This is a genomic window from Paenibacillus sp. PastM-3 (assembly GCF_029893965.1).
Taxonomy (GTDB): Bacteria; Bacillota; Bacilli; order Paenibacillales; family Paenibacillaceae; genus Paenibacillus_AQ.
Map to the genome: position 1 here is coordinate 120187 of NZ_JARXXP010000001.1, position 23578 is coordinate 143764.

Here is a 23578-nt window from a genome sequence, read left to right on the forward strand (position 1 = left end):
CCTGTTAAGTATCATAAGAATAGGCTTCCCTGCCCGGCAGCCCTGTCTTTAACGTTAGCGGAGACAGGGCTATGCTGTGCGTGGTGACTGCTTAAGTTAAGTAAATGTAATGTTAGGAGCGAATAAGGGGAAATGGCTGTTTTTGCAGAGGATATTTTACAGGCGGCAGAGGCCGCAGAGCTTGAAATTGAAAGTGCGGTAAAAGAGCTTGACCGGATTGTGGATCACAATCAGTGGAAGGTCATTGAGGCGTTCCAGCGCCAGCAGGTCAGTGATTTTCATTTTGCCGGGTCTACCGGATATGCCTACAATGACCGGGGCCGCGAGGTGCTGGATCTGGTGTATGCCGAGGTGTTCGGTGCGGAGAGCGCCCTGGTGCGCCCGCATTTCGCTTCGGGAACGCATACCATCTCTACTGCGCTCTTTGGTGTGCTGCGGCCCGGAGACGAGCTGCTGTATATCACCGGCCGTCCATATGACACCCTGCATAAAGTAGTAGGCAAGCCGGGAGACGGGACGGGCTCCCTGGCCGACTTTGGGATTGGCTATAAGGAGACTGCGCTCACGGCAGACGGGAAGATCGACTGGGACGAGGTGGAGCTGTCCATTAATGAGCGGACGAAAGTAATCGGTATTCAAAGATCCCGCGGCTATGACTGGCGCTCCTCCTTTACCGTTGCCGAAATCGGCGAGATGGTGACCAGAGTCAAGGCACTGAAGCCGGAGCTGATCGTATTTGTAGATAACTGCTATGGCGAGTTTACCGAGAAGCTGGAGCCGCCCCAGGTTGGTGCGGACCTTGTGGCCGGCTCGCTGATCAAAAACCCCGGCGGCGGCATTGCCGAGACCGGCGGCTACATCTGCGGCCGCAGCGACCTCGTGGAGCTGGCTGCCTACCGTCTTACGGCACCGGGCATCGGCGGTGAAGTGGGCGCGATGCTCGGAACGACCCGCGGCCTTTATCAGGGGCTGTTCATGGCGCCGCATACGGTCGGACAAGCCGTGAAGGGCAGCATCTTTGCCGCTGCAGTGTTCCAGCGCTGCGGCTTCACCACCAAGCCGGCCTGGAATGAGCCGCGTACGGATCTGATCCAGGCGGTCTCTTTTGACAGTGCCGAGCACCTGATCGCCTTTGTTCAGGGGATTCAGCGCGCAGCTGCTGTTGACAGCCACGTCGTTCCTGAGCCTTGGGATATGCCGGGCTACGAGCATCCGGTCATTATGGCGGCCGGCACCTTCATTCAGGGCGGAAGCCTGGAGCTGTCTGCAGATGCCCCGATCCGCGCGCCGTACATCGGCTACATGCAGGGCGGACTGACCTACTCCCACGTGAAATTCGGCGTCCTGATGGCGCTGCAGAGCATGCGGGAGCGGAAGCTTTTGTAGAGTAAAAGAGTATGAAATTTGGCGGTTAGCCCGTTTAACGGCGTGAGATTTGATAATATTGCCCTGCTTATTTAAGCGGGGTTATTTTTTTGCCTGCAGATGCTATCGCTGAACGAAAAAAAGCTCTATAGTAAAATGGAAATTATTGCAGAGGAGGGATTCGGATTATGCAAAGACGTACAGCCAAATATGCGGTTCCGGGGATTTTGAAGCAGCTTGAAGCGTTTGATGTATTGATCCGGCAAGAAACGGGCAACACGCTAGATGACTATATGGGGATTCAGTTCCAGTATGATGAGGCTGAACGGGAGCCGGATTTTGCCTACCCTTGTGATCCGGTCGACAGTATTCTGATGGCTTCAACGGGATGGGACGGCCTGCATTTTTCTTTTCTGACCGATTTTGGAGCGGTGAAGGACTTGGATAATGCGCCCATAGTATTTGTGGAGCCGATACGCTATCTCTGAGGACCATGAATACATATCCCGCAGGCTGGCCGAGTATTTTGTACTGTCGCCCTTTGAAGATCCGGTGGCTTACCGCAGAGAATTCCTGGAACGCCGGGAACGGGCGGTAGTACTTCCTACAAGAAACGGTGTCGGCGTAGTGCAGGTATCCTCTGATCCGGCTCATATCTCCTTAGAGGTTGATGAAGAGGGGGATGTTGAGCTGGAGGAACGGTTTTGTGGAGGAAGGTAAACGAATGAAAGTTATTGCAGAGTTGCCTTGAGTGATGCACAGGAATGTTGATTAAAAAGATAACGGTCAGCTATCCAAGCTGCTGCCTTCTACTTGGATAGCTGACTGACAGCGCTTTTTACCGCCCATGAATGATGCTCATGAAAAAATAAATAGTCAGTTTCGCTCCTATGCACCCACTGTAACTCATGATCGTCTTCAACGGGCCTGTTTACCTGCGCAATCAATCTCGCTGTAAAGAAATAGCCAAGGTTTAAAATCGGCATGTTTTGTGGGCTGATGAAATATCTCTGTGCTCTCCCTAAGTAGTGATCGATCTCTGCTGTATGTCCCGTTTCTTCTAACAACTCACGGAGTAAGCTTTGTTCCGGTGTTTCGCCGTTTTCGATCCCGCCGCCGGGTAAAAAGCTTCCCTTAGCAGTAAGGATTGTCGCGATGCACTCATGATCATCAATAACCGCGTAGCTGCTTTCTCTGCGCTGATATTCCAGCCGGCAGTCCTTTACGCCAAAAGTCAGTATGTTGTCCGTGATCTTCACCTCAAGCTTTTAGTATATTAAGGCTATCATTTCTACATTAATGCAGGGTTATCCTTTAAGTGAGGCTGACTTACTGGGATATTAGCCGGAAAAAGGGGAAACATATCGCTGAAGGTGCCGGATAGACTCCGGACCTGCTTTGGAATGCTTTGGCTGAATTGGGCATGAATGTGTGCAAAAGCTGTTCCGGGGGATTCCTGTTCATTCCGGTGAATCCAGGTTTAAATAGCGGTAACCATATGATAGCGCTTTTTGCTTCCGGATTGTCCGATGTGATATACTGCGGTAGACTTCATTCTTTTGTAGCTTACATCCAGGTAACCTCCTGTTTCGCAGTAGTCTACTAATGTTGTAAAGAAAACTTACATACCATTGACACGCCAAATTAAGAAATGTACAATGAGATGAGAAAAAGATCATTGGAAGGTTGGATGAGTCATGGGTGATGAAATCCGCAGAAATATGGCATTATTTCCTATAGGAATCGTAATGAAGCTAACCGATTTATCTGCTAGACAAATTCGTTATTATGAGCAGCACAGCCTGATCGTACCTGCGCGTACCTCCGGCAACCAGCGTTTGTTCTCGTTTAATGATGTTGAGCGCCTATTGGAGATCAAGGCACTGATTGAGAAGGGGGTTAACATTGCCGGCATTAAGCAGGTGATGAATCCAGTCTCGAAGGAATCCGAAGAAGCTACGGTTATTACCCCTGACACAGAGGTTAGACGTAGAGAGTTGTCTGATTCACAGCTTCACCGTTTGCTTAAGCAGGAACTGGTTTCCGGTAAAAGACCGGGACAAGTATCTCTTATTCAAGGCGAGCTATCCCGGTTTTTTAATAAATAAACTAATTAGAGTGTTGAAAGGGAGAGGGTATCGTGAGCTTTTCTAAAGAGGATATTATGCGCATTGCCAAGGAAGAAAACGTCCGTTTTATTCGTCTGCAGTTTACCGACCTGCTGGGAACGATCAAAAACGTTGAAATTCCCGTGAGTCAGCTTGAAAAAGCGCTTGACAATAAAATGATGTTTGACGGATCTTCCATCGAAGGTTATGTGCGTATTGAGGAATCTGATATGTACCTGTATCCGGACCTTAGCACCTGGGTTATCTTCCCGTGGGTGACTGACAGCCGGGTGGCACGTCTGATTTGTGATGTGTACATGCCTGACGGAACACCGTTTGCCGGCGATCCGCGCGGTATTCTGAAGCGTTGTCTTCAGGAAGCCGAAGAGATGGGCTTTACAGCCATGAACGTTGGACCGGAGCCGGAATTCTTCCTGTTCAGAACCGACGAGAAGGGCAACCCGACGCAGGAACTGAATGACCAGGGTGGATATTTCGATTTGGCGCCGATGGATCTTGGGGAGAACTGCCGCCGCGAAATCGTATTGACCCTTGAGGAAATGGGCTTTGAGATCGAAGCCTCCCACCATGAGGTAGCTTCCGGCCAGCATGAAATTGACTTCAAATATGCGGATGCCATCAAGGCCGCTGACCAGATTCAGACCTTCAAGCTCGTCGTGAAGACGGTAGCCCGTCAGCACGGCCTGCATGCAACTTTTATGCCTAAGCCTCTTTTTGGTATGAACGGATCCGGTATGCACGCACACCAATCCTTGTTCAAAGGCAATGAGAATGTGTTCTACGATGAGAGCGATACGTTGGGCCTGAGCAAAACGGCACGGTACTATATGGCGGGGATCCTGAAGCATGCACGTGCTTTTGCCGCTATTACTAACCCTACCGTTAACTCTTACAAGCGTCTGGTTCCAGGCTACGAAGCTCCTTGTTATGTAGCATGGTCTGCAAGCAACCGCAGCCCGATGATCCGTATCCCGGCTTCCAGAGGCCTCAGCACACGCATCGAGGTCCGCAATCCGGACCCTGCTGCTAACCCGTACCTTGCACTGGCTGTAATGCTTAAGGCAGGTCTGGACGGAATCAAACGCCAGCTGGATCTTCCTGCACCAATCGACCGCAACATCTATGTGATGTCTGAGGAAGAGCGGATTGAAGAAGGCATCCCGAGCCTGCCGGCTGACCTGAAGGAAGCATTGAACGAAATGATCCGCAGCCATGTCATCACCGAAGCCCTCGGCGAACATGCGCTGGCTCACTTCTACGAGCTGAAGGAAATCGAGTGGGATATCTACCGGACCCAGGTTCACGAGTGGGAAAGAGATCAGTACATGACGCTTTACTAGGATGAAGCAGCCCTTGACGCCGTTGGCGTTGAGGGTTTTTTGTTGTGTGGATGTGGAAGCGGAGAGGGGCGCTGAGATTCGTGGTGCCCACAAAATGCCCGCGAAATAATGGGGGGTATTCGAGGGTGGTTTTCATATGTGCTTCAATCTTTTGGAAATGTGGGCATATACATCTGATGTAACTTTTTGCTGCTGTGTTCCAATCGCTACTTCTTCTTTTTAAAGAAACCAAACACAAACAAGAGAATTAAAACAACGATTATAAATTTCATCGGTATCACCTCTTTTTTGGGATTATAGCATGATCATTTGATATAGGGAATAGATAGCTGCGGTGGATCAAGCAGATGCAGCAGAAGGCCGGAACAGCTGGAGTAGAGAAAGAATACGATTTGTCCATGACTGAAGTAAATGCCTTATAGATTGGTACGATGCCGGCGTAGGCCCGACGAAATATGCATTCACCAAAACATGAGTAGGCAGCAGACGAAGAATAATAATCATTAATTTCAATTAACCCGCCGGTCTTATGTCTGATGGTTACCTGCAATCAAAAACATATGAAATAATTTTTATTGACTCCTTAGCGATAGTGAGCTTACCAAAGCCGGTATCTAAATTTATGTAATTGTAGTTAAAACCATATACCAGCCAGCCTGCGAATATATCGCCATTCACTAATTGGATTTTTACCGGTTCTTGTTTCATAATGGCTTCTTCAATGAGCTTCATGTCCATATGATTTCACCACCCGTATATTTTGGGATAAATTTCAATTCTGATAAAAAAAGAACCTTTAACAAAAGGTTCTTTAGTAAATCTCAAACCCTACTCTTTGCATGTGCCTCTAACAACTCAATAATTCATCTGGTAAATATTATAAATAATTGATATGAATTTGCAATATATTTCACGGTTTGTTTACAAAAAAATTTTGAATATGATTATCAAAGCGAATGTGTCTTTCGTCCGTGCTAAAACCTGGTGGATCCCCCGCCGAAGATTGGGATTTACACATTGTTCCAGAGCCGATAAAATAGTTTGGAGAAGGGTTTATCGGAAAAGGACGGGAATCTGACATGAAAAAAGATAATCTCCACAAAACATTCCGTACACTGCTTCCCCTTGCTTTTATTCTCACACTGATATTTGCTCTTCAACTGACAACCTTTCTGATAGGCGTTATGGAGAATTTAGCTAAGGAATCGTATAGGATCGGCTATAGGTTCGGAAGTTTCCTGGAATGGGTGATTTAAACCCGCTGTCTTGCTTAAAGTTGTCCAGCAACTCCGGATCGCTTTCTTTGCTGTACTAAAATACTGCGTACATCACAAATCATCGTCAGGCGTAACATTCTGGCGATTTTTTGCGTTTAGTTAGAGTGTGGTATTAATGCCGCCGTAGTACTGTGCACCGGCACCGTCAATCCCGTATAGATAAAAATGTCAGCTGTTCGGGTAATGAGTGTTATCCAGACGAGGAGGTATAACATGGAAAAATCTATGCTAGCGACAGCAGCAAGTGTTCTTCTCTTGTCCGCCTTAATTCTGGGCGCATGCAGCAATAATGAAACAGGAAGTGAGGCTGAGCCGACAGCTTCCAGTGCAGCCGCAACGCCTGTGAACGAAGCTACAGCCAGTCCGGAGCCTTCTGCATCCCCTGAAGCTACTGCTGCGGCGCAGGCGTCCGCCAGTCCGGAGGCAAGCGCCCAGCCGTCATCCGGGCGGCCGCAGACGCAAAGCTTTGGTGAGCAGGAGGGTGGTGTCCCGGGACAGGAGGGCACGCTTGAGCAAGGGGACGGGTACTCCCTGTATATATTTGACGGCTATACCTTTGATGCACAGACCGGCCGTTTAGCGTTAACTGCAGATCCTAATTATTATGCAGAGATCGAACCGCTGCCTTCCGGTTACGACCTTGCCGCTCTGAAGCAGCAGGGCCAGACTGAGCTGTCTGCTGCCGGTAAACCTAATGATTACAGCGGGGAATTATTTGAACATCCGCTGCGGTATGCAGAGCTATATTTACAGGTAAGCGGCGAAAAGGGTGTAGAAGATTATATGGTGTGGAAAAATGAGGCCGGAGAGGCGTATCTGCTCCGGGTGCACAACCCGAAGGGAGAACTGTCGGATCAGTTTGCTCCCTGGATGACAGTATCGCTGTCGACCATAGAAGGTAATTAAAAATGAAGCCGGCTGTACTGATCCGTCCGCAAGAAGGCTCCTGTGACAAGCAGGCGGCCGCTTGCGGATTTTTTTATGCAAATTTTCCGGATAAATGGTGCAAAATATAGAATCTGCAGTCCCCGTTCAATCAATATACATAATAATGACAGTTGAGGAATATACTCATGATTGATTAGGGAACGTATGTTTGGTTATAATACAAACAAATGTTCTTATTTGTTGGAGGCGATCTGTCATGAGAATGGCTATTGGTCAAACCATTGAAATCGTGTATCTGGACAGATCCGGCAAGATCTCCCAGCGGAAGATCGAAGTACTTGCCATCCGGGACGGGCGCATCCGGGCGACCTGTTTAACGGCGGGGGCACCGCGGGTATTTCTGCTCTCGAATATTCTGGCCTGGCACCCGGCGCGGGGGAAGAGGTATGCCTAAGGAGCGAATTATTCTGCTGTCGGACTGCCAGTCCTTTTACGCAAGTGTCGAAAAGGCCGCTCATCCGGAATATAAGGATATGCCTGTTGCAGTGGGCGACCCGGCGCGGATGAACGGGATTGTACTGGCTGCCTGTCCCCTTGCCAAAGCCCAGGGTGTCACCACTGCCTCACGTGTAGGCGAAGCAATGACCAAATGTCCGGGGCTGGTCGTAATCCGGCCGCGGATGCGGACATATATTACGGTTTCCCTGCTGATTTCGCAGATTTACCAGGGGTACACGGATATGGTCGAGCCGTTCAGTATCGATGAGCAGTTTCTGGATGTGACAGGCTCACTGAGCTTTTTTGGGGGAGAATTACAGAGGGTTATTTCTGCAATACAGCAGCATGTGAAGCTGTCTACCGGGGTCTGGACCCGGGTAGGGGTCGGACCCACCAAGATCCTGGCCAAAATGGCCAACAACCTGGCCAAGAAGCAGACGGACGGTATTTTCCGGCTTGGATACGACAATTTGGATGAGGTACTCTGGCCGCTGCCGGTTCATGATATGTTTATGGTCGGCGGACGGATGACCAAAAATTTTTTCCGGATGGGCATAACGACGATTGGTGACATTGCCCGGATGGAGCTGGGTGAGTTCAAGCGGAGAATGCGGATGACGATGGGCAAGCAGAGTGATATCCAGGCGGAGTATTACTGGCAGACGGCCCGCGGCATCGACCCAAGCCCGGTCGTTACGGGAATCCGGCACCAGATCAAATCGGTGGGCCACGGCAAGGCGCTGCGCTGGAATCTGTATACGAGGCTGGCGGACATCGAGGTGGTGCTGCTGGAGCTTGTAATTGAGGTCTGCCAGCGGGCGCGGCGGTACCGTTATATGGGCTCGGTGGTATCCATCGCGGTGTCGGAGACGGACGGCAACACCTCGCATTCATACAGCCGGCAGATGACGCTCCCGGAGCCGTCATTTCTGACTCATGAAGTTGCATCGGCAGCCTACCGTCTGTTTGTGGACCACTGGACCGGGATGCCCTTAAGCCGTCTGGCCATATCCATCTCCCAGCTGACCGATGACAGTGTCATGCAGCTCACCCTGTTTGATGACCGTATCCGTACCTACAACAAAGAGCGGGCTATTGACCAGATCAAAACCAGATACGGCAGCCGGGCACTCATTCGGGCCTCCTCCTTGCTTGAGTCCGGGGTTGCTCTGGAACGGGCCGAACAGATTGGGGGTCATTATAAATGAGCAAGTTAGACGGAAATGAGCGATGGAAGACCAAAATGCTGATGAGTGAGCATGTCGACCAGTATGAAGAGCAGGGTAAGGGTGAAAATGACAGCAGAACCATGCTCACGAATGCGGAACGCACGATGGTCCGTGACCTTATTCTGCTGCCCTACATAGATACTATGGTGAGCAAGAGCATCGAGGAGATCGAGCGGTCGGGCAACATGCTTACCCGGATGTACTTAATGGCCGGACGTTATATCCAAAATAGGGTAATGCAGGACACCTACCGGCTGCAAAAAGAGCTCAAGCAGCGCAATATCAAGGTTCTGGCCGATGAGCAGGAGGATTTTCTGATGTATTATAAAATCTTTTTCCGCGGCTACCAGGAACGATTCGGACTTACGCGTGACATTATGCGGACGGAGATCAGTCTGCGGCTTACCCGGTATACGTCTGAACTGGGAACTGTACTGAAGGAGCATCTGAAATAAACAGTTCTAACTCAATAGCCGACGTTCAGACAGGCGGCGGATAACGTGCTGAGCAGCCCTTCAGGCTCTCTTGTAAGGTATTTTGCTGTAAATGGAGCTATGAGCTTATGCCTGGCAAGCAATTTCATTGTTTTATGTAAAAAGTAGTAAATAAGGTATACATTAAGCCTGAAATGGGTTATGGTTATGTTAACTTATTTGTGTAATTCCCATCCGGAGGGTCGTTCACTGCCTAAGCGACAGAAAGGCCTTTCTTGCATACTTTAGGTTAGAGGGAGTGTTAAATGTACTATGACCCGGAAATGATTTTGCGCTATGAGGCGATTGAAGAGAGGGTTGTCAGGTTTATCACCAATCATTCAGGTGTTGAATATATGAAGGGTTCGGAGCAGGTTGTTGAGGGCGGAGTCTTTGCCTGGGCGAAATTAAAATCCGCGGATACAAGCATTCAGACACAGCTGAGGCTTGATTATGTGGAGATTGTTGAACTGGCCAGACAGAGCATAGAGCATGCTGAGAGCGAACATTTGATTGATTTTGACCGCAGCAGTGAAGCGGTGCTTAATTATATAAGGCAGGATTCGATCCTGTGGATTCCGTCTCTGGAGGCAGCCGCTGAGGCGGTCACGACCGAGCTCGCGCTTCAGAAGTTCCTTCTTACTCAAACTTAACGATATAATATTTGTATAATTGTGTAAAAAGTATTTGACCATTCGCATGCCCGGTGTTAAGCTAGGCACATAGTAAGGCATTTCGCAGACCGCTGCGGAATGCCTTACTGTTCATTTAGGGATATTTTACATTAAATGTTAGTCAAGGGGTGATGCGCCATGTGCATTTCGCTGCTATCTAATACATGTGTTCCAATATAACCGAGAATGCGAAGCATAAAAGGAGAATACTATGATACAGGTAAAAGAGTTTGTAGACGGGGATAATTTCTATGCCGAGAATAAGGCGAATGAATTCCTCAAAGGACTTACGGAGGAACAGGTCGTAAATATCTGTTACGGGTCTGTAGTGAAGTCCTCACGCGACGGCGCGGAGCATCAGCGGAGCACGATTTTGGTGGTATACAAGACAGATGAAAAATAAATTCTGGGAGCGGCTGTTCACCTGGCTGTCTTTTGCTTCAACGTTAACCATTGTAATTCTGGCGTTTTTTTATACTCTGGACTGAACATGGAAGAGGGGAAGGGCATTATCTGCGGCTTTCGATAAAAGGAGAGCTTAAGGGTAATGCCTTTCCTTTTGCCGGTCTAAGGGAATTGCCGCATACATAGATTACCAATTGTGTTATATTTAAAAGGGAATGTTTATGATATCCGTACCAAGTATGAATTAGACTACAAGGGGGAAGCGGATTGAACACGACTTACAAGGTGCTGTTATGTGATGCTGATTTATTTGCAGCAGCGCTTGCAGAGGCAGATATATATGTATTGCAGCTGCAGGAGGGCAAACCGCCGGTCTTTGCTGACTGTGCAGGTCCGCTGCAAAAATGGACACCGGAATACATAGAGCTGGGCGGGATGACTTACAGACGCAAAGATTTTGAATTCCGTGTGCGTATACCCGAAAAATAACAACTGCCTGATCACACAGGCCGGAAGAGCCGTCTCGGCATCTCTTATACTATAAAACGTAAAAGAGGTGTTAATATGGCAGAAAGAGATCGGTTAAGAATCCGCAGAGCAATTCGTGCTCTGCTGGCACAGCGGGCCATTCTTCTGGAGCGGCTTGAAGAAATTAATGAGAATCTGCGCAGATTGCGGAATCCGAGCCGGGCCAGACGTGAATTGCTGGCAGCGCGGGCGTCTATCCGGGAAGCCCTCCGCTTGAACCGTATCGCAATCAGATTGTTGCGCAGTGTACTGTAGAGAATGGCAAGCACAGAAGGATAAAGAATGCAGAAAGGACACCCTCCGCCCGCGGAGGTGTCCTTTTTGCATTCTAGGGGGAATCTGCGGTGCTACTTCCTGATGGTGACCTGAGTGCCGATAGGAACGATGCGCGACAAGGCAAGAACATCCGCGTTATACATCCGGATGCAGCCGTGTGAGACCATATGACCGATCGAGGCAGGGTCATTGGTTCCGTGGATGCCGTAATGGGGTTTGGACAGGCCCATCCAAAAGGCGCCGAACGGCCCGCCGGGATTGGGCTGCTTGTTAATAATGGTATATTCGCCTTCGGGTGAGGCTGTCAGCATCGTACCGATTCCTACAGGGAAGCCGCGGGTCACAATGTTATTATCCAGCAGGTACAGCATACGCTGTGACAGGTCAACAATAATCCGGTAATTGGGCATCGTCATCAGCACTCCTTCTGCAATCAGAATATGTACGCAGTGCCGGGCCCGTGAACTTGAATTTCAGGACAGAAAAAAGGCTGTTGCACAATGGATGCGCAACAGCCTCAGGGGGATTAATTAATGGATATCACGGAAAAGTCCAATGACTCTGCCTAAAATGGTAACCCGGTTCAAGCGGAGAGGTTCGTAAGCCGGGTTCTCCGGCTGCAGGCGGATATGATCACGTTCTTTATAGAAGGTCTTAACAGTAGCTTCGTCTTCTTCAGTCATTGCTACAACGATATCACCGTTATCTGCTGTTTGCTGCTGGCGGACAATAACATAGTCGCCATCCATAATTCCGGCATCAACCATACTGTCTCCGAGCACGGAGAGCATGAAGACCTTGTTGTCACCGACATAATGGGTAGGAAGCGGGAAGTAATCTTCAATATTCTCGGTAGCGGTAATCGGCACCCCGGCGGTGACTTTACCTACAACAGGAATACGGGTGACCGTCTGTACGAACTGATGTACATTCTCTGAATCTTCCTGGCCAAGCAGTTCTATAGCGCGGGGCTTCGTAGGGTCACGGCGGATCAGACCCTTCTTCTCTAGACGGTCCAGATGACCATGCACGGTGGAACTGGAGGCAAGACCGACAGCTTCCCCGATTTCCCGGACAGACGGAGGATAACCCTTGCTGCGGACTTCGTTACGTATGAATTCTAGGATCGCCAGCTGACGACTCGAAATCTTTGACATTGGAATCAACCCCATATAGTATGTTTGGGAAAATTATAACATAGAACTTCCGTTCGTACAAACATAAGTTCTAACTATTTCATAATAACATTTGGATGATGCTGTCAGGAGAGGTAGAGTAGAGCCGAAAACCAAGGGGAACAATTGTTCGAAAAAATCTATTGATCAAAACACATGTTCGTGTTATATTTATCTCAAATTTAAGAACACGTGTTTGGAGGTCGATGATTTTGTTAAAGTACAGTACTTACCGCAGCATCTACGATGAGACCCGTGAGGTTCAATCTGCCGGAGATGATTCTGTTTTAGAATATGTGATCCGTATGAAAAAATCTGCAGCAACCCTGTTCGGTACATTAATGAACCTCTCCCGCAGAGGCCAGCTGGTGAAGCTTGCCATGATCCTGATGCTGGCGGTTTCCGGCTTCACGGTAGTAGGTAATGTATTTGCGGGATCAGTATCGTCAGTGATGCCGGCTGAACGCGTGGTAGTAGAACGCGGCGATTCCCTCTGGAGCATTGCGCTTGCACATAAACCGTCTGACATGAGGACGGTTGTATATATAGAAGGAATCAAGAAAGCGAGCGGACTCAAGGGCAGTGACATACAGGCCGGGGATGTGCTGACACTGCCTGCATATTAATCATGATTGCTATAATTATCAGCCATAGTTCATGCCATGAAGAGCTTGCAGGGAGGAGACCTTGACAAGCTCTTTTTCTCATGGCAAAGTTAGAATGAATTTATAGGGGGAGGGGAAAGCATTGAATATAGACGAATTGGTCGCACGCATCAATGAATTGGCACGCAAGCAGAAGAGCAGCGGCCTGACAGAAGACGAACTGGCGGAACGCGCCCGGCTCCGCGAGATCTATCTGGGCAACATCCGCAGAAATTTCCGTGCACAGCTGGATACCATTGAGATTGTGGACAACGATGATCAGGGCAACAAGGGGCTTACACATTAGTCCCGTGGCTTTGTCATAGATATTTTAGGACGACTAGGGGGAACTCACATGGCCCGTTCTTGGGAAAGAATGGTAGAGCGCAATACCAAGCAAATCAATAAGCAACGAAAGAAGCAAGGCAAGGAAACGATTTATGCTTCCAAATCATCTTCGGCTGCCGGAAACAGTGATGTTTTTAAAGGCCGCAACATTGTATTTCCGATTGTGCTGCTCTTGCTCGGAATTATGTTCTGGGTAGTGGGCTCCATCGATGAAGCCCGGGGGCAGGGAATACTGGCCAACTGGCTGGGCGTTGTACTGTACTTTTTACTGGCAGCCCTTATCTTCTTCCGCCGTCCTTTCCTGAAGGTTGAGCGGGCCAGAGTTTCTACCATTAAATATAACCGTGAGCGCTGGCTGCAGGCATCCGAGATTGAGAAGATTATCCTGTCCCGCAGCATGGTTGCCCTGAAATATAAAGGTAAACGCAAGCAGTGGGTGTTCTCCAGATTGCTGAACCGTTATGATACCGCAGCAATGGGAGCGCGCCTCGAGCAATTCGCCAAAGCTAATAACATTGAAGTAGTGCACGAGTAAAAAGATAAGATAGACCAGCATAGGGAGAGGGAGCGTTATTATGCCGATTACCGCCGTACTATTTGATCTTGACGATACACTGCTCTGGGATGAACGGAGCGTCGAGGAAGCATTCCGTGCCGCCTGCGAAGCAGCAGGTGACACTGTTGACCCTCATGAGCTTGAGGCTGCAGTCCGCAGGGAAGCCAGAAGCCTCTATGAATCTTACGAGACATTTCCGTTTACGAAAATGATCGGGATTAATCCGTTCGAGGCACTTTGGGCGAACTTTACTGCCGGGGAGCAGCCGGAATTCCGCCAGCTGGAGCAGCTTGCTCCGGCATACCGCAAGGAATCCTGGCGCCGCGGCCTGGAAGCGCTGGGTATTAAGGATGAAGTGCTGGCTGAGCGGCTGGCTGCGAAGTTCGGTGAAGAACGGCGGAGCCGTCCGTATATGTATGAAGAGACGCTGCAGGTTCTGGATGAGCTGCGCGGCAAGGTGAAGCTGCTGCTGCTGACCAATGGCTGCCCGGCCCTGCAGCAGGAGAAGCTGAACGGTGTTCCGGAGCTTATTCCTTACTTTGACCATGTAGTGATCTCCGGAAGCTTCGGCAGAGGCAAGCCGGATAAGGCGATTTTCCAGCATGCGCTTGAACTGCTTGATATCACACCCGAGCAGGGGATCATGGTGGGCGATAAGCTCACAACGGATATTATCGGCGGCTTGTCCGCAGGCCTGACGACCGTCTGGATCAACCGGACAGAGAAAGAACCGGATCCCGACATTCAGCCGGATTACAGAATCGGTCATCTCTCCGAGCTGCTTCCGCTGGTGGAATCATTATAAGTCTTTTCAAGCCGGTCTCCTGTAGAGGGGGCCGGTTTTTTATGTACATAAGTTTTTTTGGACTAAGACCCGCTATTTCGCACATACATATTGTTCCAAATGAGGTATACTCGGTTAATACTTTCTGGAAGGAGCTGAGTTACACAATGGTGAGTCAACCCGGATTTTTTGTTGGCGGTGCATTTAGTATCTTTTTCTTTTTAATATGGCTGGCATGTATAGGAGCAGGGATTGTTGCGTTTGTTCTTTTTGTAAAGCTTGCGCTTAGGGCTATTACAGCCCTGGATTTATACAACCATTCCAAAAATCTGGAAATCCGCGAGCGCGAAACGATCAGGAAGGAATAGGAATGACGGCAACGGATAGGCGGCATCAGCGCCAATTCAACCAGCCCAACCTGTAACCGGCGATGAAAAATAAAACAATGCATGCCCATAACATCAGCTTGCGGAAAGACCTGGGTATAATCAGATACTCGGAGTATGGATTATTCAGTAATTTCAGTTAAATCACTCCTTTTATGTCTATCTTAACATGAAATACCCGTAGTCCTGAGGATTACGGGTATTTGTGCTGCTATTCGGCTTAGTTCCGGCTGTCATGGGTTCTTCGCTCATAACCGTTAATATAGTCCAGTCCGGTTTGACTGAGGCTGTTCCCTTTTCTGTCCGTATAACCGGCCTCCTGGATGTGCTGCAGCGCCACAATAAAATCTCTTTCATCCATGCCGGTTTGTCTGAAGTGAGGCCCTCCCTGTTCTTGCAGCAGTTTTAAAATGTGATACACAGGATCTTTGTTAATCAATGTATTCAACAACCCTTCTGAAGTCATTATGGCGACAGCTTATGCTGAGAATGGCCTCATGGTTACATGGGGAGCGTTGGGACGGAAAATGAATATGCCGCTTTTAATCCTGTTAACGATTAATACCGGGGCAATATTTAAAATTATATGTATAATAGAAGCAGAATGGATTACTCGCGCTGTAAGCTTCGAATGGAATTCACTATCCAATCGGGAGGATGCCGGATGATCAAACCTAAGCAGCTGGCTGCTGCACTATTTATTATTGCTGCGATTTCACTGGGAGGCTGTTCAGCAAGCAGTACAGAGCATGAACACATGCATGCTGCGGCAAATGTCTCTATGGAACCTATCAAGGTGGAGCTGGGCTGGAGTCCGGAGCAGGGCAGGGTAAATGAGCCGGTCCTTTTTCAGGCGGTGGTTACCCAGGCCGGTGAACCGGTGGATGATGCCCGGGAAGTGCTGTTTGAAATTGTCAGCACAAATGATGAGACGGTAAAGCTTGAGCTTAAGGGAACAGCTGCCGGTAATGGCGTATATGAGGCGGAGACGGTGTTTGAACAGGAGGGCGGGTATAGCGTAACTTCGCATGTAACGGCCCGTACGCAACACTCCATGCCGAGCAGGGAGTTGACGGTTGTACCTTAACGGTGCTCCCGCTCCCGGAACCGCCAAATAATAACAATTATGCAGAGTGGAAAGCAATGCTTTCCGATTTCGCTTTATTCTGCTAAACTAACTCTAATGTTTTTCGGGGGGGATATGAAGTGGCTAAATATACACTTGCTGAGAGCTTGCAGCAGCGCATACTGATTCTGGACGGAGCAATGGGTACGATGATTCAACAGGTTCCCCTTACCGGAGAGGATTTTGGCGGCGAAGAGCTTGACGGCTGTAATGAAATGCTGGTGCTTACGCGCCCGGAGGTCATCCAGAGTATACATGAGAAGTATCTGGAGGCCGGTGCAGATCTGATTGAGACCAATACCTTTGGTGCGACCTCGGTCGTGCTTGCGGAATATGATATCCCGCAGAAGGCGCGGGAGATTAATCTGGAAGCGGCCAGGCTGGCCCGGAATGCTGCAGATAAATATGATACGCCGGAGCATCCGCGTTATGTGGTGGGAGCGATGGGACCGACGACCAAGACGCTGTCCGTAACCGGCGGCGTGACCTTCCAGGAGCTGGTGAGCAGCTATCAGGAGCAGGCAGTAGCCTTGATCGACGGCAAGGTGGATGCCCTGCTGCTGGAAACCTCGCAGGATACGCTGAATGTAAAAGCGGGCAGCATCGGAATCCGCAATGCTTTTGAGCAGACCGGCATTGAGCTGCCTGTTATGATCTCCGGTACGATTGAGCCGATGGGCACAACACTGGCCGGTCAGAATATCGAAGCCTTCTACATTTCACTGGAGCATCTGAAGCCGATCTCCATCGGACTGAACTGTGCTACAGGACCGGAGTTCATGCGCGATCACATCCGTTCGCTGTCGGAAATTTCTTCGGCGGCGGTGAGCTGTTATCCGAATGCCGGACTGCCGGATGAAAACGGGAATTACCATGAGTCGCCCGATTCGCTGGCCCGCAAGCTGGCGGGCTTTGCCGAGAAGGGCTGGCTGAACATTGCCGGGGGATGCTGCGGAACAACCCCGGATCATATCCGGGCTATGGCCGAAATGATCACGGCGTATCCGCCACGCCAGCTGAACGGGACTCACCCGCCGGCCTTGTCGGGGATTGAGCCTGTATATGTGGAGGATGCCAACCGCCCGTACATGGTCGGGGAACGTACAAACGTGCTGGGCTCGCGGAAATTCAAACGACTGATCGTCGAGGGCAAATATGAGGAAGCTTCAGAAATTGCCCGGGCACAGGTCAAGAGCGGCGCGCAGGTGATCGATGTCTGTGTACAGGACCCGGACCGCGATGAAAGCGAGGATATCAAGAAATTCCTGGAGCTGGTGGTCAAAAAGGTCAAAGTTCCGCTGATGATTGATACAACAGATCCCAAAGTTATTGATCTGGCACTACAATACTGCCAGGGCAAGGCGATAATTAACTCCATTAACCTTGAAGACGGTGAGGAGAAGTTTGAGCATGTTACCCCGCTGATCCATAAATACGGGGCGGCCATTGTTGTCGGGACGATTGACGAAACCGGACAGGCCATCAAGGCGGATGATAAGCTTGCAGTTGCCAAACGTTCCTATGACCTGCTGGTGAACAAATACGGCCTGCAGCCGGAGGATCTGATCTTTGATACCCTGGTGTTCCCTGTCGGTACAGGGGATGAGCAGTATATCGGGTCAGCCAAAGAAACGATAGATGGAATCCGGCTGATCAAGGAAGCCCTTCCCGGAGTCCACACCATCCTGGGCATCAGTAACGTCTCCTTCGGGCTGCCGGAAGCGGGACGTGAAGTGCTGAACTCTGTATTCTTGTATGAGTGCACCAAAGCGGGTCTGGATTATGCAATTGTAAATACTGAAAAGGTAGAGCGTTATGCCTCCATCCCGGAAGAGGAGCGCAAGCTTGCCGAAGAGCTGATCTACAATACAAATGATGAGACGCTGGCTGCCTTTGTCGCTGCCTTCCGTGAGAAGAAGGTTGAGAAGAAGGAGAAGATCTCCAATCTGTCCCTGGAGGAGCGGCTGGCTTCTTATGTTGTCGAAGGGACCAAGGAAGGACTGATTCCCGACCTGAATGAAGCTCTGACCAAGGACAGTCCGCTGGAGATCATCAACGGGCCGCTGATGGCAGGCATGTCCGAAGTGGGGCGGCTGTTCAACAACAATGAGCTGATTGTTGCTGAAGTGCTGCAAAGCGCTGAGGTGATGAAGGCGTCAGTTGCCCATCTGGAGCAGTTCATGGAGAAGGATGAGACCGCTGTGAAAGGCAAGATTATGCTGGCAACCGTTAAAGGTGATGTTCATGACATCGGTAAAAACCTGGTGGAGATCATCCTGTCCAACAACGGCTATCAGATCATCAATCTGGGGATCAAGGTGCCGCCGGAGAACATTATCGAAGCCTTCCGCCGTGAAAAAGCGGATGCCATCGGCTTGTCCGGCCTTCTGGTGAAATCGGCGCAGCAGATGGTCACCACTGCGCAGGATCTGCGTTCCGCCGGCATTGACGTGCCTATCCTCGTAGGAGGCGCGGCTCTGACCCGCAAATTCACCAAAACCCGGATCCGGCCGGAATATGACGGTCTGGTCCTGTACGCCAAGGACGCAATGGACGGCCTTGATATTGCCAACAAGCTGATGAATCCGCTGGAGCGGGTCAAGCTGGAGGAAGAGGTGCGCCAGGAAGCTGAGGCCGCAGTGGCAGTTGCTCCGAAGCAGGAGCTTCCGGAACTGACCCGGGCTGTGCGCTCGAAGATTTCGGCGGATGCGCCTGTGTTCACTCCGCCGGATCTTGAGCGGCACATACTGCGGAATTATCCGCTCGGCCACATCGTTCCTTATGTGAATATGCAGATGCTGCTCGGCCATCATCTCGGCCTGCGCGGCTCGGTGGAAGCCCAGCTCGCTGCCGGAGACAAGCGTACGGTTGAGCTCAAGGAGACGGTCGATGATATTCTGCATCAGGCGATGGTTGAGGGGACAATTGCTCCTCATGCGATGTATCAGTTCTTCCCGGCACAGTCGCGCGGCAACGACATTCTGATCTACGATCCGCAGGACCAGTCGAGCGTGCTGCATACCTTTACTTTCCCGAGGCAGAATGTAGAGCCTTATCTGTGCCTTGCCGACTTCCTGAAGCCGGTGGACAGCGGGGTAATGGATTATGTCGGCTTCCTGGTTGTAACGGCGGGACATGGAGTCCGTGAATTGTCAACCGAGCTGAAGGAGAAAGGGGATTATCTCCGCTCCCACGCCCTGCAGGCAGTCGCGCTGGAGGTAGCCGAAGGACTGGCCGAGCGTGTCCATCACATGATGCGGGATACATGGGGCTTCCCTGATCCGGCGGATATGACAATGAAGCAGCGGCACGGCGCCCGCTATCAGGGTATCCGTGTATCCTTCGGATATCCGGCCTGCCCGGACCTTGAGGATCAGGGGCCGCTGTTCAAGCTGATGAAGCCGGAGAACATCGGCGTTCAGCTTACAGACGGCTTCATGATGGAGCCGGAAGCCTCTGTCTCGGCGATGGTGTTTGCCCATCCGGAAGCACAGTATTTCAATGTGGAGAAGCAGTAGTCTCCCGTATTGAACCTTTAACTTAGCGAAGGAGGAGAGATCCTTCTTCGGCAGCGGACCTCCCGTAACCGGGAGGTTTTTTGCTGGTAATGTAAGGCTCTAGAAAGAAAATGTGCTTTCAGCGCCTAAAAAGGGTAAAATTCAGTTCAGAGACTAAGCGGCTACGGCTGCTGTGCATATTAAAGAGTGAAGAAGGGAGGATCTGGAATGGAAATCTATTTTCTTGGCACCAATGCCGGAGTGCCTACAATACAGCGCAATGTAACCTCAGTGGCCCTCAGGCTGATGGAGGAACGGCGCAGCTTCTGGATGTTCGATTGCGGGGAAGGGACACAGCATCAGGTGCTGCGGTCGCCGCTGCGGCTCGGCAAGCTGGAGAAGCTGTTCATTACCCATCTGCACGGTGACCACCTGTTCGGCCTACCCGGCCTGTTGTCCAGCCGCGGCTATCAGGGAGGTACGGCCCCGCTGACGGTGTACGGGCCGCCAGGGCTGAAGGCTTTTCTGGATGTGTCCCTGTCAGTCAGCCAGTCCCGGGTTCCCTACAAGCTGGAGATTGTAGAGCATACGGGCGGACTGATCTTCGAGGATGACACCTTCAAGGTAGAAGCGGGTCTGCTGGAGCACCGGATTGACAGCTACGGATACCGGGTAACAGAGAAGGACAGTCCCGGCAGCCTGAATACAGAACTGCTTCTGAGTTACGGGCTGAAGCCGGGCCCGTTGTACGGAAGACTGAAGAAGGGGGAGGATATCACGACTGAGGACGGAACAGTCGTCCGGGCGGCTGAGGTGATCTGTGAGCCGAAGAAGGGGCGGATTGTAACTGTGCTGGGCGATACACGTCCATGCCCGGGCAGCCTGCCGCTGGCCCGGGGGGCGGATCTGATTATCCATGAGGCAACCTTCGCCCATGATCTGGCGGATATGGCTTATCAGTATCATCACAGCACGGCTGCCCAGGCGGCGGAGCTGGCGAGTCAGGCGGGCGGCCGTGAGCTGCTGCTGACCCACTTCAGCTCACGTTATGTAACACAGGAGGAGCTGGCCCCGCTGCTGGCAGAGGCGCAGGCGATTTTCCCGCAGACTCTGCTGGCCGAGGAGTTCTGCACATTCCCGGTATACCGGAGAAAGTAAGCGGACGTTAGGGACGGAAAATAACCGGGGAAATCAAAATTATTTTCCGGGAAAGCGCAGGAAATGACAGAGAGCTGTCAAAAAAACACCGTCACTGCAGCCGTTCGCTAACGTTCGACCGAGTGCGTTAAATTTTAAGTAAAGAGATGCCGTTTACTCTACGAAGCAGTGGAGATTATGACGAAACCGGGACGGCGCTGAGGGGCTAATGGTACATTGTGACTAGTGTTATCCTCGGGCAAAAGCAGCGGTTTTGAGCTGTCTAGCCCAATTTAATTATATTAATAATTAATGACGTTAATGAAAAATCAAGGAAGAAGGAGGCTGCTGTATGAAGAATATCGGAGGCTTGCTGATAGATCTGGACGGAACGCTGTTTCACGGCGGGCAGATGATACCCGGGGCGGATAAGCTGATCGAAGGGCTGCGGACGGCAGGAATTCCTTTTTTATTCGTAACGAATAATTCGTCACGGACAGCGGCCGGCGTGGCTGCGCATTTGCGGGGAATGGGGATTGCGGCAAAGCCGGAGGAGGTGTGTACCTCGTCGCTTGCGGCTGCGCGTTATATCGCCGGGGAATTACCGGAGGCACGGGTGGCGATACTTGGGGAAGAGGGACTGATTGATGCCTGTGCGGCGGCAGGCCTGAAGATTGTTGAAGATGATCCGCAGTATGTCGTTCAGGGCATTTATAGAGCTTTTACATATGATTCACTTGCAAGGGCTTCCCGCTGGATTATGGGCGGGGCAAAGTTCGTGCTGACCAATCCGGATTTAATGCTCCCGTCGGATGACGGGGTTATGCCCGGAGCAGGGACGATTGGCGCTGCAATTGAGGCGGCAAGCGGTGTTGCACCGGTGGTGATCGGCAAGCCGGAAGCGCACCTGATTACCTTTGCGGCGTCTATACTTGGTATCAAACCGGAAGAAGCGGTTGTGGTCGGGGATAATATGCGGACAGATATTTCGGCAGGAGTGAATGCCGGCTGCAGGACGGTGCTTGTGCTGACAGGCCTGACTACAGCGGAGAATCTGGAGCATTATAAAACCGTTACAGGTGTGACTCCTGACGAAATTTGCAGTGATTTAGCTGAACTTAGGGCAATGCTCGGTGTATAATGGCAAAGGTGTGAGTTTTTTTACCAACCTCGAAGGGACGATGATCAATGCCGGAATTGCCGGAAATGGAGAACTACAGAAGGCTGCTTAGCCAGCATCTTATAAATGTACCGATTACGGGTGTGACCGTAAACCGCGAGAAAACGATCAATATGGAGGCGGAAGCCTTCAAGAATGCCCTGCTTGGTGCCCGTATTGTATTTGTGGAGCGCCGGGCGAAGCATATTCTGTTCCATCTGCATGACGGGCGCAGGCTGCTGCTGCATCTGATGCTGGGCGGGCTGCTGTATTACGGGACAGAGGACGAGCGTCCGGACCGGACTACCCAGGTGGAGCTGGCCTTCGGTGACAAGATCCTGTATTTCATGGGACTGCGCCTGGGGTATCTGCACCTGCTGTCGGTGAAGGAGAGCGAGGCGGCGATGGGCAAGCTGGGACCGGAGCTGCTGGACCGCCGGATGACGGCGGAACGGTTTGCGGCGCTGCTGAAAGGACGCAGAGGTGCGCTTAAGACCCTGCTTGTGAACCAGCAGGCGATGGCCGGCATCGGCAATTGCTATGCGGATGAAATTGCTTTTGATGCAAGGCTGCTGCCGTCGGCCCTGGTGCAGAATCTGTCCCCGGAGGCCGTTAAGCGCCTGTATGACAGTGTGCGCAAGGTACTGACGGAAGCGACCGAAATCGGCGGATACATGGAAATACCGTTTATGGCCGGCGACACCGTAACCGGCTCGTATAATGACCAGTGTAAAGTGTATGACCGTGAAGGTGAACCGTGCCTGCGCGGCGGGGGAAACATTGTTAAAGTTGAGCTGTCCGGCCGCAAGGTGTTCTACTGCCCGGACTGCCAGCATGAAGGATAGCCCCAAAATCGGGGCGCATGTCAGCATCCGCGGCGGATACGGCCGTGCGGCCCGGTTCGCCTGGGAGAGCGGTGCAGCATGCTTTCAGTATTTTCCGAAGAACCCGCGCAGCCTGAAGCTGAAGCCGCTTGATGTGCGGGATGCAGAGGATTGTGCGGACTTTTGCCGCAAGCATCAGATGGTGTCCATTGCCCATACCCCTTATCCAACCAATATGGCTGCCGGTGCTTCCCCAAGAAAGGTTATTGTGGAGTCACTGCGCAACGATCTGGAGATCGCCGAAGCCTGCGGCTCACTGGGCATTGTTGTGCATTTCGGAACCTTCGGCACGCTTGAGCCGTTACAAGGTTACCAAAATATTATACAATGTATGAATGAAACGCTTGATTCATGGGAGGGCCGTGCCAAGCTGCTGATTGAGAACCAGGCCGGCAATCACGGGCGTGAAGGCATGACGCTGGAAGAGCTGGTCAAGGTCCGCGAGCTTAGCCGTTATCCCGGGAAGATCGGCTTCTGCTTCGATACCTGCCATGCTTTTGCCGCAGGGATCTGGAACCCTGAACAGACAGAGGACCTGCTGGGGCGGGGAACAGAGCTAGGGTACTGGCCTCATCTTGTGGCGGTTCATCTGAATGATTCCGTGTTTCCTTACGGGCTGCGCAGGGACAGGCATGCTGGTATCGGGCAAGGGCATATCGGTGAAGAGAAGCTTCGGGAGCTGATGCTCACAGCACCTTTTCGCCGGGCGGCAGTCGCCATGGAGACAGCCAAAGGGTCTGATGGCACCCACCGCGGTGAGATTGCCGCTGTACGGAAATGGTATGAAGCGGAGGGTTAGC

Annotated in this window: 29 protein-coding genes; 24 read left to right on the forward strand and 5 right to left on the reverse strand. The window is 51.1% G+C overall.

Annotated elements, in window-relative coordinates; genetic code table 11:
* Nucleotides 1-132 precede the first annotated feature (132 nt).
* The 3 genes from M2108_RS00500 (at nt 133) to M2108_RS00510 (ending at nt 2085) form a co-directional block, all read left to right on the forward strand.
* Nucleotides 133-1386, forward strand: a complete 1254-nt coding sequence (locus M2108_RS00500; RefSeq protein WP_277469078.1) for a methionine gamma-lyase family protein — start codon at nt 133-135, stop codon at nt 1384-1386.
* Nucleotides 1387-1553: 167 nt separating this feature from the next.
* Entirely contained in the window at nt 1554-1853 is a 300-nt protein-coding gene (locus M2108_RS00505; RefSeq protein ID WP_277469079.1) for a hypothetical protein, read from the forward strand.
* On the forward strand, nt 1828-2085 hold the full coding sequence (locus M2108_RS00510; RefSeq protein WP_277469080.1) for a hypothetical protein: 258 nt from the start codon (nt 1828-1830) through the stop codon (nt 2083-2085). The genes M2108_RS00505 and M2108_RS00510 overlap by 26 nt, the downstream gene beginning before the upstream one ends.
* 89 nt (nt 2086-2174) lie before the next feature.
* On the opposite strand, the gene M2108_RS00515 is transcribed toward M2108_RS00510, so the two are convergent.
* Complete coding sequence (locus M2108_RS00515; RefSeq protein WP_277469081.1) at nt 2175-2624, reverse strand: NUDIX domain-containing protein; 450 nt, start codon at nt 2622-2624, stop codon at nt 2175-2177.
* Between the two features lie 438 nt (nt 2625-3062).
* On the opposite strand from M2108_RS00515, the gene M2108_RS00520 reads away from it, so the two are divergent.
* On the forward strand, nt 3063-3473 hold the full coding sequence (locus M2108_RS00520; protein ID WP_019910684.1) for a MerR family transcriptional regulator: 411 nt from the start codon (nt 3063-3065) through the stop codon (nt 3471-3473).
* Nucleotides 3474-3505: 32 nt separating this feature from the next.
* Entirely contained in the window at nt 3506-4834 is a 1329-nt protein-coding gene (gene glnA / locus M2108_RS00525) for a type I glutamate--ammonia ligase (protein WP_090712169.1), read from the forward strand.
* A gap of 540 nt (nt 4835-5374) precedes the next feature.
* On the opposite strand, the gene M2108_RS00530 is transcribed toward glnA, so the two are convergent.
* Nucleotides 5375-5572, reverse strand: coding sequence for a hypothetical protein (locus M2108_RS00530; protein ID WP_277469088.1), 198 nt, complete (start codon nt 5570-5572; stop codon nt 5375-5377).
* Nucleotides 5573-6324: 752 nt separating this feature from the next.
* Between M2108_RS00530 and M2108_RS00535 the strand changes: the two genes are divergently transcribed.
* From M2108_RS00535 to M2108_RS00570, 8 genes are all read left to right on the forward strand, one after another.
* The gene (locus tag M2108_RS00535; protein ID WP_277469089.1) at nt 6325-7017 is read left to right on the forward strand and encodes a hypothetical protein; all 693 of its coding nucleotides are present in this window, start codon (nt 6325-6327) and stop codon (nt 7015-7017) included.
* Between the two features lie 238 nt (nt 7018-7255).
* Entirely contained in the window at nt 7256-7453 is a 198-nt protein-coding gene (locus M2108_RS00540) for a hypothetical protein (protein ID WP_068724987.1), read from the forward strand.
* Nucleotides 7446-8705: a DNA polymerase IV gene (locus M2108_RS00545; protein ID WP_277469090.1), complete on the forward strand. Its 1260-nt coding sequence runs from the start codon at nt 7446-7448 to the stop codon at nt 8703-8705. Before M2108_RS00540 ends, M2108_RS00545 begins: the two co-directional genes overlap by 8 nt.
* Nucleotides 8702-9181 carry a YhjD family protein gene (locus M2108_RS00550; RefSeq protein WP_068724990.1) on the forward strand — a complete coding sequence of 160 codons (480 nt, stop codon included), beginning with the start codon at nt 8702-8704 and terminating at the stop codon, nt 9179-9181. Before M2108_RS00545 ends, M2108_RS00550 begins: the two co-directional genes overlap by 4 nt.
* Nucleotides 9182-9465: 284 nt before the next feature.
* The gene (locus tag M2108_RS00555) at nt 9466-9852 is read left to right on the forward strand and encodes a hypothetical protein (protein ID WP_277469091.1); all 387 of its coding nucleotides are present in this window, start codon (nt 9466-9468) and stop codon (nt 9850-9852) included.
* Between the two features lie 232 nt (nt 9853-10084).
* Nucleotides 10085-10276 carry a sporulation protein Cse60 gene (locus M2108_RS00560; protein ID WP_068724993.1) on the forward strand — a complete coding sequence of 64 codons (192 nt, stop codon included), beginning with the start codon at nt 10085-10087 and terminating at the stop codon, nt 10274-10276.
* Between the two features lie 269 nt (nt 10277-10545).
* A complete protein-coding gene (locus tag M2108_RS00565) occupies nt 10546-10767 on the forward strand; it encodes a hypothetical protein (protein WP_068724995.1) in 222 nt (73 codons plus the stop codon).
* Between the two features lie 75 nt (nt 10768-10842).
* On the forward strand, nt 10843-11061 hold the full coding sequence (locus tag M2108_RS00570; protein ID WP_277469092.1) for a hypothetical protein: 219 nt from the start codon (nt 10843-10845) through the stop codon (nt 11059-11061).
* 92 nt (nt 11062-11153) lie between these two features.
* On the opposite strand, the gene M2108_RS00575 is transcribed toward M2108_RS00570, so the two are convergent.
* Entirely contained in the window at nt 11154-11492 is a 339-nt protein-coding gene (locus M2108_RS00575; protein WP_277469262.1) for a L,D-transpeptidase, read from the reverse strand.
* 120 nt (nt 11493-11612) lie between these two features.
* The gene (gene lexA / locus M2108_RS00580) at nt 11613-12239 is read right to left on the reverse strand and encodes a transcriptional repressor LexA (protein ID WP_090712146.1); all 627 of its coding nucleotides are present in this window, start codon (nt 12237-12239) and stop codon (nt 11613-11615) included.
* Between the two features lie 230 nt (nt 12240-12469).
* Between lexA and M2108_RS00585 the strand changes: the two genes are divergently transcribed.
* The 5 genes from M2108_RS00585 to M2108_RS00605 all read left to right on the forward strand — a co-directional run bounded on the left by M2108_RS00585 (nt 12470) and on the right by M2108_RS00605 (nt 14957).
* The gene (locus M2108_RS00585; RefSeq protein WP_277469093.1) at nt 12470-12883 is read left to right on the forward strand and encodes a LysM peptidoglycan-binding domain-containing protein; all 414 of its coding nucleotides are present in this window, start codon (nt 12470-12472) and stop codon (nt 12881-12883) included.
* 121 nt (nt 12884-13004) lie between these two features.
* Nucleotides 13005-13208, forward strand: a complete 204-nt coding sequence (locus M2108_RS00590) for a DUF896 domain-containing protein (protein WP_277469094.1) — start codon at nt 13005-13007, stop codon at nt 13206-13208.
* 48 nt (nt 13209-13256) lie between these two features.
* Nucleotides 13257-13784, forward strand: a complete 528-nt coding sequence (locus tag M2108_RS00595; protein WP_277469096.1) for a hypothetical protein — start codon at nt 13257-13259, stop codon at nt 13782-13784.
* A 40-nt stretch (nt 13785-13824) separates the two neighbouring features.
* Nucleotides 13825-14610 carry an HAD family hydrolase gene (locus tag M2108_RS00600; RefSeq protein WP_277469097.1) on the forward strand — a complete coding sequence of 262 codons (786 nt, stop codon included), beginning with the start codon at nt 13825-13827 and terminating at the stop codon, nt 14608-14610.
* A gap of 146 nt (nt 14611-14756) precedes the next feature.
* Complete coding sequence (locus M2108_RS00605) at nt 14757-14957, forward strand: hypothetical protein (protein ID WP_277506170.1); 201 nt, start codon at nt 14757-14759, stop codon at nt 14955-14957.
* 238 nt (nt 14958-15195) lie between these two features.
* Here the strand turns inward: M2108_RS00605 and M2108_RS00610 are convergent, their stop codons facing one another.
* Entirely contained in the window at nt 15196-15423 is a 228-nt protein-coding gene (locus M2108_RS00610) for a hypothetical protein (protein WP_280776825.1), read from the reverse strand.
* A 216-nt stretch (nt 15424-15639) separates the two neighbouring features.
* Between M2108_RS00610 and M2108_RS00615 the strand changes: the two genes are divergently transcribed.
* The 6 genes from M2108_RS00615 to M2108_RS00640 all read left to right on the forward strand — a co-directional run bounded on the left by M2108_RS00615 (nt 15640) and on the right by M2108_RS00640 (nt 23577).
* Nucleotides 15640-16062 (forward strand): FixH family protein, encoded by a 423-nt coding sequence (locus tag M2108_RS00615; RefSeq protein WP_277469101.1) that lies wholly within the window; start codon nt 15640-15642, stop codon nt 16060-16062.
* 179 nt (nt 16063-16241) lie between these two features.
* The gene (gene metH / locus M2108_RS00620; RefSeq protein ID WP_481856889.1) at nt 16242-19619 is read left to right on the forward strand and encodes a methionine synthase; all 3378 of its coding nucleotides are present in this window, start codon (nt 16242-16244) and stop codon (nt 19617-19619) included.
* A gap of 207 nt (nt 19620-19826) precedes the next feature.
* Nucleotides 19827-20756 carry a ribonuclease Z gene (rnz, locus tag M2108_RS00625; protein ID WP_277469104.1) on the forward strand — a complete coding sequence of 310 codons (930 nt, stop codon included), beginning with the start codon at nt 19827-19829 and terminating at the stop codon, nt 20754-20756.
* Nucleotides 20757-21087: 331 nt separating this feature from the next.
* Nucleotides 21088-21876: an HAD-IIA family hydrolase gene (locus M2108_RS00630; protein ID WP_277469105.1), complete on the forward strand. Its 789-nt coding sequence runs from the start codon at nt 21088-21090 to the stop codon at nt 21874-21876.
* A gap of 47 nt (nt 21877-21923) precedes the next feature.
* The gene (locus tag M2108_RS00635; protein ID WP_277469106.1) at nt 21924-22739 is read left to right on the forward strand and encodes an Fpg/Nei family DNA glycosylase; all 816 of its coding nucleotides are present in this window, start codon (nt 21924-21926) and stop codon (nt 22737-22739) included.
* Entirely contained in the window at nt 22729-23577 is an 849-nt protein-coding gene (locus tag M2108_RS00640; protein ID WP_277469108.1) for a deoxyribonuclease IV, read from the forward strand. Before M2108_RS00635 ends, M2108_RS00640 begins: the two co-directional genes overlap by 11 nt.
* Nucleotide 23578 lies beyond the last annotated feature (1 nt).